The following is a 13,460-nucleotide window of genomic DNA, read 5'->3' as shown; positions in this document are numbered from 1 at the left end:
CCATGAAATTCGATCGCCCCGCCACTGAAAACCCCATCGATCAGATGAAGATCGTGGGCCAGCCCGTCGATCGGATCGATGGGCCGCTCAAGACGACCGGCACCGCACCTTACGCCTACGAGCATCATGAGGCGGTCAACAATCCCGCTTACGGCTATGTGGTGGGTTCGGCTATCGCAAAGGGCCGCATCCGATCGATCGACGTGACCGAAGCTGAGCGCGCCCCTGGCGTGATCGCCGTCGTCACGTATCGCAATGCCGGCAAACTGGGCAAAGGCAAGTTCAACACCGCCAATCTGCTGGCGGGCCCCGACATCCAGCACTATCACCAAGCAACGGCCATCGTCGTTGCCGACACCTTCGAGACGGCGCGCGCTGCCGCCCAACTTATCCGAATCGACTACGAGCGCATTCGTGGCGTTTACGATGTGGCCGCGGTAAAGGACACCGGGGTGATGCCAAAGACCATTGGCGGCGGCGGGCCGCCGGATACGGCGGTGGGGGACTTCGCAGGCGCCTTCGCTGCGGCCGAAGTGCAGTTGGACGCGATGTACACCACGCCGGACCAGGCCCACGCCATGATGGAGCCGTTCGCCTCGACAGCGAAATGGGACGGCGCGCACCTGACGCTCTGGACGTCGACCCAAATGGTCGACTGGACCGCGACCGACCTGGCGCTCACGCTCGATATCCCGAAAGAAAACGTGCGCATCATTTCGCCCTACATCGGCGGCGGCTTTGGCGGCAAACTCTTCCTGCGCGCCGATGCACTGCTCGCAGCGTTGGGTGCACGGGCGGCCAAGCGCCCGGTCAAGCTTGCATTGACTCGACCGTTCACGTTCAACAACTCCATCCATCGCGCTGCCACCATCCAACGGATTCGCATCGGCATGACCACAGCAGGAAAAATCACCGCCATTGCACACGAAAGCTGGTCTGGCGACCTGGCAGAAGGCAAGCCGGAATCCGGCGTGGCGCAAACACGTCTGCTCTACGCTGGCGCCAACCGCATGACGGCGACGCGGCTTGCCGTGGTCGACCTGCCTGAGGCCAATGCCATGCGGGCACCCGGCGAAACCCCGGGATCGATGGCCATCGAGATCGCGATGGACGAAATGGCTGAAGCGCTCAAGCTGGATCCGATTGCGTTTCGGGTGATGAATGAGACTGACGTCGATCCCGAGAATCCGGCGCGTCCTTTTTCTCAACGTCAGCTCGCTGAGTGCTATCGCGTAGGCGCCGAACGCTTCGGTTGGGACAAGCGCAGCGCCACGCCCGGCCAGTTGCGTGACGGCCGCTGGCTCGTCGGCACCGGCGTGGCAGCGGCGCTACGCAAGAATGCGTTGATGAGATCCGGTGCACGCGTGCGGCTCGACCAGACGGGCAAGATTACCGTTGAGACTGACATGACCGATATCGGCACCGGCAGCTACACCATCATTGCGCAAACTGCCGCCGAAATGATGGGCGTGCCATTGGATCGCGTGACCGTGCGTCTCGGCGACTCGACCTTCCCGGTGTCGGCAGGATCGGGGGGCCAATGGGGCGCGAACTGTTCGACTGCAGGCGTGTATGCCGCCTGCACCAAGCTACGCGATGCGATTGCAGCGCGGATCGGCTTCGATCCGGCAAATGCCCGGTTTGCAGACGGACGGATCCATTCGGCCGAACGCAGCGTACCGCTCGCACAGGCCGCTGCCGATGGCGAGATCGTGGCCGAAGACCTGATCGAATTCGGCGACCTTGCCAAGACGCATCAGCAAGCCACCTTTGCCGCGCACTTCGTCGAAGTCGGCGTCGATATCGCTACCGGTGAGACGCGAATCCGACGCATGCTCGCCGTGTGTGCGGCCGGTCGCATTCTGAATCCGAAGTCGGCCCGCAGCCAGGTGATCGGCGGCATGACGATGGGCGCGGGAGCCGCTCTGATGGAAGAGTTGGCCGTGGACAAGCGCCTCGGCTTTTTCGTCAATCACGATCTGGCGGGATACGAAGTACCGGTACACGCCGACATCCCCCATCAGGACGTCATTTTTCTGGACGAAACGGATCCGATGTCTTCGCCTATGAAGGCCAAGGGCGTGGGCGAATTGGGTATTTGCGGGGTTGGCGCGGCGGTGGCGAATGCGGTGTACAACGCCACCGGCATTCGTGTGCGCCACTACCCGATCACGCTCGACAAGCTCATCGCCCATTTGCCGGAGATGGCGTAGCACTGCCCCACAGCAGGGATTCCGGATTGCGTTCGAGCGACTCCATCAGCCAACGCAGCGCGCGGGCCATGCGCTGCACCTCACCCAGACCGGCCTCGAGCCGGCGCATCGCCGGTGCGTCATCGTTGAACATCCGCGCAATCGCGGCGAGCGCCTCTTTGCCTGACTGCAATTCGGCGGTCGACGCGGGCAACACTTTCGTGTCGAGCTGGTACAGCACTTGCTTTACGCCACCGAGCGTCTTCGCCAGTTGTTCTCCGACCTCATCCAATGGCAGCGCCGCGATCTTGTTCATGATCTTTACAGCCTGGTCCTGCATCTGATCCATGCTGCCGTTATAGGTGGGCAGTATCAGCGGTCGCGCCGTGGCGTCAAACGCCACGGCCGGCGCGTCGGGCTTGAACTCGAGCGAGATGTACAGCGGTCCAAACAGTGCATTCGACGGCCGCGCTCGCGCCCGCAAGCCGTGGCGCACCATCTCTTCAAGAAATCGCTCCATGGCGCGTTGGTCGCCATCGGGCTGCGGCAGTCGCTCGAAAACACGACCCATGCGATGTGGATATACGGTGATGCCCACGATCGACGAAAAATGAAAACGCGACGCCTCGAAGTCCGTCGCGATGGATGTCACCTTGCCGATGCTCACCCCATTGAAATCGACAGGTGCATCGACCGCCAATCCACGTAACGTCTGATCGAAGCGCAGTTCCAGGTAGTAAGCTGGTCCATCGACGAGGGCCATCGCCGACTCGGCATTCTCGGCCAACGCGAACTGCGTCTTGGCCGGTGCGGCGGCGGCGATCTCGCGGCGAGGCGTATCGAATGCAAGCCCACCGGTCATCAAGGTAGCGAGCGCGTCGGTATCCACCTTCAATCCCTCGCTTCCAATGGATACCGACACCCCGTTCAGTCGCCAAAAGCGCGTGTCGGCGGTGACGTATCGATCGTGCGGCGCGTCGATGAATATACCGATCGCCACATGCCGGCCATCGGCGTCAAGCGTACTGGCCACGACCCGCCCCACGCGCACGCCGCGATACATGATCGGGGAACCGGTGGCAGCGGTACCGGCATACGCGCTTCTCAGCGTATAGAACGTACCCGCGGCATCGTTGACGACGGCGGGCGGCGACGCCAGTCCCACGCTGCGCTGGCTTGACGTCGTCGAGCGGCCAAAATCCACGGCGATATAAGCGCCCGTCATCATCGCTTCCAGCCCCGATACCTCGCCGGGCCGGATATGCGGCTTGACCACCCAGAAACGGGTGTCGCTTCGGGCAAGATCGCGAGCGTGGCTGCTCGGTGCGATGTCCACGCGCACGTCGGTTCGGCTTTCGCTGAGCGCAATCGCGGAGACCTGGCCGATGACCACGCCACGATACCGAACGGTCGTTTTACCCGCGACCAGACCGGTCGCGTCGTCGAACGTCACCACCACCTTGGCACCAAACGAGAAAGCGCTCCAAGCCAAGAACATCGCCGTTGCCAATGCGGCAAGCACCGCCACGAGCCACACAGCTGAAGGTCGGCGCATCGGCGCCGCCTGCTATTCGAGCTGCGCCAGCAGATCGTCGGCGCCACGTTCAATGCCGGTCTTGGCGGCGCCTAGCGAACCGAAAGTCGCCCCCACATTCATCGCGTTCGGATACTGGCGCGTCACGTACGCCTTGAGCAGTTCCTGCGTGACGGCATCATAGATTTCGATCGAGTAGCTCACTGAGCCCATGAACATGCCTTCCTTGCCGCGCGCGGACTGAACGATGTTGTACGGCATACCGACGAGATCGAAACGCGTGAAGGTGGACACGACGGCCGTGTTCGTCTCTGCCCCTGTCAAGGTGAGTTTGATTCGCAGCGTCTTCGCCGCTGCGCGGTCGACGATGCTGAAGCGTCCAGCCAATGTGTTGCTGAAGGTTTTTCGCATGTAGTCGGCAAGCGCCTCTTTGTCGGCTGTGGGCAGATCACCGAACTGGTGATCTGCGCCGCCATAAATAGCGACGGGTTCAACAATCGCTGCGGTATAGGCGCGCCAATCAATTTGCGGACTGTAGATGTAAGGCATTCGGGTCGCGTCATCGGGATTAGGCTGGAGCTTCGAAGACGAGCCGAGATCGGCATATGACGCCGGCGGCGTAATCGCGCACCCGGTTAGTGCCAGCAGCATGTAGGTCGTCATGACCAGAAGGAAGGTGCGTATGTTCATCGAAGTCCCCGAGCAAAGTTGATCTGCTATAAGCGTACCGTACGGTACGGTTATATTAAAGTCAGCGCTTGTCGGGTGCAAGTAAAATGAACCAGGTTGTTCACTTATGGAGAGATGGGATGCGGGTGAGAAGCGAAGCGCGACGCGCGGCCATTATCGAGGAAGCTGCCGCGTTGTTTCTGGAAACGGGCTATGAGCGCGCCTCGATGAACGAACTGGCGCGCCGTTGCGGCGGCTCGAAAGCCACGCTTTACGGGTACTTTGCGTCCAAGGAGGAGCTCTTCATCGCCGTAGTGAGATCGTTCGCCACCGACCATCTCTCAGCTGCGATCCGCGTAATCGCCACCGAAGCCGCGCACGACGCACCGATCGGTAAGCTGCTGATGAAGTTTGCCGAATGCCTGCTGCAGGTGGTGACGGACGATGCGCGTGCGATCGACGTCTATCGCATGGTGATGGCCGAAGCGGGCCGCTCGGACGTGGGCGAGTTGTTTCACCGTTCAGGACCCAGCGAATGTATTGCCGCCCTGGCTGAAGCGCTCTCGGATGCCATGCAGCGCGGCGAACTCGCGCCCTTCGACCCCTACATTCGAGCGCGCCAATTCACAAATCTGACCACTGCCGAAGTCGAAATCCGGCTTTATCAACGTCATCCCGAGCCGGTAACGGTCGCCGAGATTCACGCAATGGCGGAACGCGCCGTGAAGATGTTCCTGTGTGGTGCGCGAGCAGGCTGAACGCGCATGCCTCAAGGCGCGTCGGTAATGCCGGCGTCCTGCACGATCTTGCGCCACCGGGTTTCTTCGGTCGCCACATACTTGCCTAGCGCTTCGGGAGATCCTGCAGAAATCACGAGGCCTTCCGATTCGACGTTCTTCTGAAACGCCGGACGTTTGACCGCAGCCTGCATGGCAACATTCAGACGATCGCGAATCGGCGCAGGGGTACCCTTCGCGACGAAAATGCCGTACCAGCTGTCGACGAAATATCCGGGCACACCGGATTCGGCCACGGTGGGCACATTCGGAAAGGCGGGTGCGCGCTGTTGCGTGGTCACCGCCAACGCTTTCATATTGCCTTGCTTGATGTGCCCGCTCACACTGGCCGCAGTGGAAAAGATCATGTCGATCTGCCCGCCGATCAGGTCGTTGATCGCCGGCCCCGCGCCGCGATAGGGCACATGCAGGATATCCACGCCCGCCATGCTCTTGAACATCTCACCGGCCAGATGCGCCGACGTTCCGTTGCCGTACGAGCCGAAGGTGAGCTTGCCGGGATTTTTCTTGGCGTATGCCACCATGTCCTGCACGCTATTGAACGGCGATTTCGGCGACACCACAAGCACATTGGGCGACTGGCCAATCATGCCGACCGGCACGAAGGCATCGTTGGTCGCATAGGGCAGTGACTTGTGAATGGATGGATTGACGGCATGCGCGAACGTGGCCATGAGCAATGTGTAGCCGTCAGGGTCGCTCTTGGCCACGTTGTCGCTGCCGATGATCGTGCCGCCGCCGGGGCGATTCTCGACCACCACGGTCTGCCCCAGGTCCTTGCTCAATCCGTCCGCCATCTGGCGAGCGATCAGGTCGGTGCCCCCGCCAGGCGGGAACGGCACCACCAACTTCAAAGGACGCTCAGGAAACGCGGCGTGTGCGGCGGACATCGCGCCCGCAGCGCATGCCAGCGCTACCGCAGCGTGGGTAAAAACGGCGCGAAGCCGCGACGAATGGCGTAAATGCATGGTTGTCTCCTACCGATTTCGTCGTCCCTAAGCGGACGATCATTTTTGAGGTTGCTCTATCTTTTTCAGCGGTTCCGCAGCGCGCGACGTTGCCTTTATGCGGTAAGCACCGCCACACCATCGGCCGCGCGCACGCCCTGCCCTAGCGGCAGAACGAAAAGCGGATTGATCTCAGCCTCCAATAACCGCGGGCCGAGCTGCGCCGCCATCCACGAGAAGTCCACGATGGCCTGCGCCAGTGCCGCCACGTCGGCAAGCGCGCGGCCGCGATAACCATCGAGCAGCGGAAACATCTTCAGCCGGCGGATCATGTCGTGCGCGGCCTGCGTCGATAAGCCGCCGCCGTCCGCCGGCAACAGACGCAACGTGGTGTCCTGCATCAGCTCCGCCATGACGCCGCCCATGCCCAGCAGCACGGCACCGCCCAGCGCATCGCGGCGAAAGCCGAGGATGACCTCCACCCCGCCCGGCACCATTTCCTGAATCAGAAAACGCTCCGGGCGCTCGCCGGTATGGGCCTGCACGGTTGCGATCATCCGCTCGACGCATGCCGCGACATCCTGCGCGGACACGTTCACGGCCACCCCGCCCACGTCGCTTTTGTGCGTGACGGACGACGACAGCATCTTGACCACGACGGGCGATCCCAATGCGTGCGCCGCTGCGCGTGCGCCCGCAGCATCGACAATCGTTTCGCGCACGACCGGCACACCGAACTGTGCAAACAGATGCTTGGCCTGCGCCTCGTCCAGCGATCCGACCGGCAGGTCAGGCGCAAGTGCGACCGGCGCGCGGGGCGGCGCGACGACCGTCGACGGCGTTGCACGAGTAGCGCGTTGCGACCAGTGCAACAGCGCGCGCAGCGCCGCACTCAAACTCTCAGGCGCCACGAAGGTCGCCACGCCACGCGCGCTGAGCACCTCGACCGCTCGCGGGGCATGCGGACTGACGTACGCCAGTACAGGCTTGCCGTGCGGATTGGCAGTGGCCTGCAGGGCATCGGCCATCAGCTCCGGCCGGCCCACACCGGACGACCCCACGATCACCACCAGCGCGTCATACGAGTCGCTTTCGAGCAGCGCGCCGATCGCCGTGCGCAGCAGATCGGGTTGCAAGCCAGCCAACGTCACGTCAATCGGGTTGCGATCCAGTGCCGCATGATCGCCGTCCTGTAACGCGACCAGCCTCGCCGCCGTGGATGCGTCGGGTTTGGGCATATCGAAACCATCCACGCCCAGGCTGTCCGCCACCAGCGTGCCGGCCCCCCCTGTGGAGGTCAGGATCGCGACGCGGTTGCCGGCGACTCTCCCCGTGCAGGCCAACGCCGCAGGCAGCTCGAGCAGATCGGCGAACGTGGCGGCGCGGATCACACCGGCCTCTTCGAACAGCGCGTCATACATGCGATCGGCGCCGGCCATGGCACCGGTGTGGGATGCCGCTGCCTGGGCGCCCGACTCGGATCTCCCGATCTTGAACGCCACGATCGGCTTGCCGGCCCGCGCCGCCTTGCGTGCGGCGGCAAGAAACGTCGCGGGATCGCGGATGCTCTCGATGTAGAGCGCAATCGCAGTCGTGGCAGGATCATCGGCCAGCACATCCACGAAGTCGGCCAGATCGAGATCGACTTCGTTGCTGGTGGAGATGAGTTTGGACAAGCCAATGCCGCGCGCACTCGCCCGCGACAACAGTGCGCCGAGGATGCCGCCGCTTTGCGAGACCAGCGCCACATGACCTTTCGGAAATGTCGCCATGTCGAGCGCGCCGCTGGCCGACAAGGTGATGCCATCCGTCAGGTTCACAAGCCCGATCGTATTCGGCCCCAGTATCCGCATCGCGCCTGCGGCCGCACGCAAATCGGCTTGGCGCTTGATGCCCACCGCGCCGGTTTCCGAATATCCGCTGGCGAGCACGATGGCCGCCGTGGTGCCGCGACGCGACAAGGCCGCCACCGCCTCGATGGCGCGATCCGCGTTGAGCAACACGATCGCCACTTCAGGGGTTTCGGGCAACGCGTCGATGCTGGGATAGCACGTCAAGCCGGCGATGGTTTCGGCACGAGGATTGACGGGATAGATCGCGCCGTCATACCCATGCTTGAGCAGAAACTCGATCGGGCGCCCCGCCGTTTTCCTGGGATCGGCCGACGCACCGATGACGGCCACGCTGCGCGGTTTGAAGAGGCATGCAATCGCGTCTGCGGCGCTCATCGCTTGGCCTCAGCCATTTTGTCCAGAAAGGCCAGTACCGACGCACGATGTTCGGCGCTCGTGTAGCAAATGCCTTGCGCCTGGCTGCCCAACGCGAATACCTGATGGGCGGGTAGCTCGAACGTTTGATCGAGGATCGACTTGCTCAACGCGAGCGCCGTGGCGGAGTGCCCGGCCATCGTTTCTGCCCAGGCCTGGGCCTGCGCGAGCAATTCGTCGGCCGGGCACATGCGATCGGCGATACCGAGCGCCAGTGCTTCCGGCGCGAGCACCCGGCGCCCCGAGAAAATCAGATCCTTGGCGCGCGGCAGGCCGACGCGGCGCGGCAGAAAATACATGCCGCCACCATCGGGGATCAAACCTCGCGCGATGTAGCTCCACGTAAAGCTTGCGTCGTCGGCTGCCAGCACAAAGTCGCAGCACAGCGCAGTATCGGCGCCCAACCCTGCAGCTGCGCCATTCACAGCCGCGATCGTCGGCTTGGGCATGTTGTGCAGCGCCGTCACCGCGCGGTGCACGCCCTGCTGCCGTGTCCAGCCATTGAAGGCGACCTCGCCGGCAGGTGCCTCCATCCGGGCCTGCATGCCGGCGATGTCACCGCCCGCGCAAAAGCCCTTGCCATTGCCGGTCAGCACCAGCGCCTTGATGCCCTTGTCCGCCGCCACCACGCCCAGCGCCGCCACGAATTCGCTGCGCATACCGTCGGTGAAGGCATTGCGCTTCTCGGGGCGATTCAAACGCAGCGTCGCCACGCTGTTCGCCACAGACAATTCCACCCAGCGGTAATCCGTCATGTCGTCTCCATCGTTTGTTTTTTGATCAGACCAGCTTATGCGCTAAGCTTTCGAGCGCACAGACCCTATTTCCATGTAGTGGAATTGGATTCGTCCATGTCCTCACCTCGCTCAACAGACGTCACAGCACACCGGTTTGACAGTGCGCCGCAGAATCGCTCACTTGAGCGGGGCGTCGAGATCCTCCGCGCATTCAGGCCCGGCAACGATTTACTGGGAAATGGCGAGCTCGCCGAGCGCACGGGCTTGCCGCTGGCGACCGTCAGTCGATTGACGCAAACGCTGGTAACCACTGGGTTGCTCGAACACGACCGGCAGGCCCGCGCCTACCGTCTTGCGCCGCCCGTGCTGAGCCTGGCCCACGCGATGCGCGGGGCGTCGCCGCTGCTGTCTTGCGCGGCGCCGTTGATGCGCACGGCCTCCGAGAAGCTGCGCCTGAATGTAGGGCTGGCGGCACCCGATCGCGACGAGATGGTGTACCTGGAGTCGTTCCGCTATAACCGCCGGCCCTCCTTGCGAACGGTGGTCGCCGGGCAACGGGTGCCGATGGAACTGACGTCGTTGGGACGCGCCTATTTGGCCATTTGCGATGCCGCCGAAAGCGATCGGCACTTTGCCGCGTTCAAGGCGCACCGGCGAAGCGGCTGGGTGGCGCTGGCGCGCGCCATCAACCAATCGATCGCCGACGTTCGTGCGCGCGACTATTGCAGCGTGTCGTGGCAGCCGCAGGTCACGGCGATGTCGACGCCCCTGATCGCGCCAGGCTACGCACCGTGTGTACTCAACATGAGTGCAATCGGCGAAGACATCGCTCCGCTCTTCGACACCACCGTGGCCGAGGCGTTGATGACGTTGAAGGCGCGTATCCTGGAGGCGCTTGCGCGATCACGCTGAGCGCGTCTTGACCTTGGTCACCGCCCGGCGCCCCGGGCGCTGATTGGTCTGCCGCAAATGCTCGGCCACGAAATCGACGAACACATGCACCCGCGCCGAATGCTTGTACTGCTGCGGGTAGACGGCATAGATATCCGCGCCCGGCGTCGCGTAATCCGGCAGCACTTCCACCAAACGTCCAGCATCCAGATGCGCCTTCACGTCCCACTCGGCGCGCATCACGATGCCGTGCCCATCCAGCGCCCATTTCACGGCGATCTCGCCATCATTGGTGGTGAGGTTGCCGCGGGTCTTGATCGACTCGCTGCGTTCGCGCCCGCCGTGGCGCCGCGTGAGCCGCCACAGGTTGTAGGCATCGCTCCCCTGGCGAATGCCGATGCAGTTGTGGTCCCTCAGATCCTGCGCCTCGACGGGTGCGCCGTGCTCGGCCAGATAGCGCGGGGCAGCGCATAACAGCCGGCGATTGGGCGCAATGTGGCGCGCAATCACGCGGGCATCGGGCGGCTCGCCAAAGCGGATGCACACATCGAATACATCATCCGCGAGTGACGGCGGGCTTGCGGACAATTGCAGCTGCACATCCACGGTGGGATGGTCGCGCACGAATCGCGAGATCAAGGGCGAGATGTACGAGCGGCCAAAGCCCAGCGTGGCGTTGACGCGGAGCAACCCCTTGGGCACGTCCTGCGCGGCCGTTAGCCGATGGTCCAGCGCTTCGATATCGAGCAGAATGCGGCGCGCATTCTCGACCAGAATCATGCCTTCCGGCGTGAGACTCATGCGGCGGGTGGTGCGGCTGACCAGCGATACGCCCAGGCGCCGTTCAAGCTGTGTAAGGTGCTTGCTCACGGCAGCTGTGGTCACGCCCAGATCGCGACTGGCCGCGCTCAAGCTGGAATGAGAAGCCAACACCGAAAAGAACGACAGGTCGGCAGGCAAAAGCGAAGCTTTCATCTCGATCTCATTATTGAACTCAAGTTAACGATGCCTTCACTTTAGTCGTCGTATCGCGCGCCGTCCACGTCCTATATTGCTTGCATCCATCGACTCCAAGGACGAGCGCCTCATGAAGACCTATCGCATCGCAACCATCCCCGGCGACGGCATCGGCAAGGAAGTGATTCCTGCGGGCCAGGAAGTATTGAGCGCATTGGCGCAAACGGATGGCAGCTTCACGTTCGCATTCGAGAACTTCGACTGGGGCGGCGACTGGTATCGCAAGCACGGCGAGATGATGCCGGCCGATGGGTTGGACGCCTTGCGCGACAAGGACGCCATCCTGTTCGGCTCGGCAGGCGACCCCGATATTCCCGATCACATCACGCTTTGGGGCCTGCGGCTCAAAATCTGCCAAGGCTTCGATCAATACGCCAACGTGCGCCCGACCCGCATCCTGCCGGGCATCGACGGCCCGCTCAAACGCTGCGGCCCCAACGATCTCGATTGGGTGATCGTGCGCGAAAACTCCGAAGGCGAATATGCGGGCGTGGGCGGCCGCGTGCATCAGGGGCACCCGATCGAAGCGGCGACCGATGTGTCGATGATGACCCGGGCCGGCGTCGAACGCATCATGCGTTACGCCTTCAAACTGGCGCAATCGCGGCCGCGCAAACTGCTGACCGTGGTGACCAAGAGCAATGCGCAGCGCCACGCCATGGTGATGTGGGATGAGATCGCCGTACAGATCGCCAAGGAGTTTCCCGACGTCACTTGGGACAAGGAACTGGTCGATGCCGCCACCGCGCGCATGGTCAATCGCCCCGCCACGTTGGACACGATCGTGGCCACCAACCTGCATGCCGACATCCTGAGCGATCTGGCCGCTGCGCTGGCCGGCAGCCTGGGCATTGCGCCCACCGGCAACATCGATCCGGAGCGGCGCTATCCGTCGATGTTCGAACCCATTCACGGCTCGGCATTCGACATCATGGGCCGGGGCTTGGCGAATCCCGTCGGCACGTTCTGGTCGGTAGTCATGCTGCTCGAACATTTGGGTGAACATGCCGCGGCACAACGGGTGATGGCGGCCGTCGAGCATGTAACGCGCAACCCAGCGTTGCACACGGGCGATCTGGGCGGCACGGCCAAAACGGCCGACGTGACGCGCGCGGTATGCGAGCACCTGGCGCAGTCGGGGCAACGCAAAGCGGCGTAGCGGAATAACAGCATGACGGTGTCGAGGCGCGGTCTCACGGCACGCTTTCGCCGCCTCACATCACCTGCACGCTACGCCACACAGAATGGCGAGCGTGCAGTGTTGAATATCTAAAACAATGCCGAGGAGACACTCATGCACGCTTACCGTTCGCTCAATCCCCTATCGGCCGTTCGCACGGCGGCTAGCAATCTCACAGACTGCGCGGATCGAACAGACCGCACGGTTCCAGCTGTTCGCAAGGATCTAAAGGATCGCACCCGGCGCACCCTGCTCACCACGTTCGGCGGGGCACTCGCTGCTGTGGCGCTGTGTTGGAGCAACGCCGCACTCGCGGCCGATTGGCCAACGAAGCCTGTGAGTCTCGTCGTCCCCTTTGCAGCAGGCGGCACCACGGATGTGCTCGCGCGCGCGTTGGCTGAAAGCTTGTCGCAACGTATCGGGCAACCGGTCATCGTCGAGAGCCGCGGCGGCGCAGGGGCTACGATCGGTGCCACCTATGTGGCGCGCGCCGAGCCCGATGGCTACACGCTGCTGATCGGCGCCGTGCATCACACCATCGCGACCAGTGTCTACAAAGGCCTGCCCTACGATTTTCAGAAAAGCTTTGAGCCGCTCACCACCATTGCGTTGGTGCCCAATGTGCTGGTCGTCAACGCCAATACGCCCGCCAAGAATGTGGCCGAGCTGATTGCGTTGGCCAAACAGTCGCCGGGAAAGATGTCCTACGGATCCAATGGCGCAGGCACCGCGCAGCATCTGATCGGCACCCAGTTTTCGAGTCTCGCCGGCGTGGACATCATGCATGTGCCGTACAAGGGCAGCGGCCCGTTGACCACCGATCTGGTGGGCGGTCAGATCTCGATGTCGTTCGACACCGTGACCCCTGTGCTGCCGCAGATTACCGCCGGCAAACTGCGGGCCTTGGCCGTTACCACCGCCAAGCGCTCATCGGCCTTGCCCGATGTGCCCACCTTGGCGGAAAGCGGCATGCCGGGCTTCGATCTGGGTACCTGGTTTGGCGTGCTGGCACCGGCGGGCACGCCCCCAGCGATCCTCGATCGATTGAATAAGGAAATGGTGGCGGTAATTCAGTCGCCGGACTTTCGCAGCAAGATGGCGGCGATCGGCGCCGAACCGATCGGCGACACGCGGGCGCAGATGGCCAAGCAAATCGCCGATGACACCAGCCGCTTCGCCAAGCTTGTGCGAGACAACAATGTGGCCGTGAACTGAATGCAGGCGCGCCG

Annotated in this window: 11 protein-coding genes; 5 read left to right on the top strand and 6 right to left on the bottom strand. The window is 63.1% G+C overall.

From position 1 onward, the window contains the following. The first annotated feature begins 2 nt into the window (after positions 1-2). The gene (gene paoC / locus EYW45_RS11445) at positions 3-2,213 is read left to right on the top strand and encodes an aldehyde oxidoreductase molybdenum-binding subunit PaoC (protein WP_161135542.1); all 2,211 of its coding nucleotides are present in this window, start codon (positions 3-5) and stop codon (positions 2,211-2,213) included. On the opposite strand, the gene EYW45_RS11440 is transcribed toward paoC, so the two are convergent. Together EYW45_RS11440 and EYW45_RS11435 are read right to left on the bottom strand one after the other, a co-directional pair. Further along, positions 2,185-3,747, bottom strand: a complete 1,563-nt coding sequence (locus EYW45_RS11440) for a PqiB family protein (protein ID WP_161135541.1) — start codon at positions 3,745-3,747, stop codon at positions 2,185-2,187. The two genes, paoC and EYW45_RS11440, sit on opposite strands and share 29 nt — an antisense overlap. A gap of 12 nt (positions 3,748-3,759) precedes the next feature. Further along, positions 3,760-4,416 (bottom strand): DUF3313 domain-containing protein, encoded by a 657-nt coding sequence (locus tag EYW45_RS11435; protein ID WP_161136211.1) that lies wholly within the window; start codon positions 4,414-4,416, stop codon positions 3,760-3,762. A gap of 119 nt (positions 4,417-4,535) precedes the next feature. Between EYW45_RS11435 and EYW45_RS11430 the strand changes: the two genes are divergently transcribed. After that, positions 4,536-5,153 (top strand): TetR/AcrR family transcriptional regulator, encoded by a 618-nt coding sequence (locus EYW45_RS11430; RefSeq protein ID WP_161135540.1) that lies wholly within the window; start codon positions 4,536-4,538, stop codon positions 5,151-5,153. 11 nt (positions 5,154-5,164) lie between these two features. Here EYW45_RS11430 and EYW45_RS11425 read toward each other — a convergent pair whose 3' ends face one another. From EYW45_RS11425 to EYW45_RS11415, 3 genes are all read right to left on the bottom strand, one after another. Further along, positions 5,165-6,160, bottom strand: coding sequence for a tripartite tricarboxylate transporter substrate binding protein (locus tag EYW45_RS11425; protein ID WP_161135539.1), 996 nt, complete (start codon positions 6,158-6,160; stop codon positions 5,165-5,167). Between the two features lie 95 nt (positions 6,161-6,255). Continuing rightward, positions 6,256-8,367, bottom strand: a complete 2,112-nt coding sequence (locus EYW45_RS11420; RefSeq protein ID WP_161135538.1) for an acetate--CoA ligase family protein — start codon at positions 8,365-8,367, stop codon at positions 6,256-6,258. After that, on the bottom strand, positions 8,364-9,161 hold the full coding sequence (locus EYW45_RS11415; RefSeq protein WP_161135537.1) for an enoyl-CoA hydratase/isomerase family protein: 798 nt from the start codon (positions 9,159-9,161) through the stop codon (positions 8,364-8,366). The genes EYW45_RS11420 and EYW45_RS11415 overlap by 4 nt, the downstream gene beginning before the upstream one ends. A gap of 96 nt (positions 9,162-9,257) precedes the next feature. Here EYW45_RS11415 and EYW45_RS11410 point away from each other — a divergent pair, with 96 nt between their 5' ends. Continuing rightward, a complete protein-coding gene (locus EYW45_RS11410) occupies positions 9,258-10,055 on the top strand; it encodes an IclR family transcriptional regulator (RefSeq protein ID WP_161135536.1) in 798 nt (265 codons plus the stop codon). Here EYW45_RS11410 and EYW45_RS11405 read toward each other — a convergent pair. Further along, a complete protein-coding gene (locus EYW45_RS11405) occupies positions 10,047-11,009 on the bottom strand; it encodes a LysR substrate-binding domain-containing protein (RefSeq protein ID WP_161135535.1) in 963 nt (320 codons plus the stop codon). The genes EYW45_RS11410 and EYW45_RS11405 overlap by 9 nt on opposite strands. A gap of 112 nt (positions 11,010-11,121) precedes the next feature. Here EYW45_RS11405 and EYW45_RS11400 point away from each other — a divergent pair, with 112 nt between their 5' ends. Both EYW45_RS11400 and EYW45_RS11395 read left to right on the top strand, forming a co-directional pair. Beyond that, the gene (locus EYW45_RS11400; protein WP_161135534.1) at positions 11,122-12,210 is read left to right on the top strand and encodes a tartrate dehydrogenase; all 1,089 of its coding nucleotides are present in this window, start codon (positions 11,122-11,124) and stop codon (positions 12,208-12,210) included. Between the two features lie 135 nt (positions 12,211-12,345). Beyond that, positions 12,346-13,446 carry a Bug family tripartite tricarboxylate transporter substrate binding protein gene (locus tag EYW45_RS11395; RefSeq protein WP_161135533.1) on the top strand — a complete coding sequence of 367 codons (1,101 nt, stop codon included), beginning with the start codon at positions 12,346-12,348 and terminating at the stop codon, positions 13,444-13,446. Positions 13,447-13,460 lie beyond the last annotated feature (14 nt).

Origin of the sequence: Schauerella aestuarii (genome assembly GCF_009866805.1) — a bacterium.
In the GTDB taxonomy this organism is placed as follows: Bacteria; Pseudomonadota; Gammaproteobacteria; order Burkholderiales; family Burkholderiaceae_B; genus Schauerella; species Schauerella aestuarii.
The sequence above is the reverse complement of the archived record's forward strand: the minus strand, read 5'-3'. Positions and strand labels throughout refer to the sequence as shown.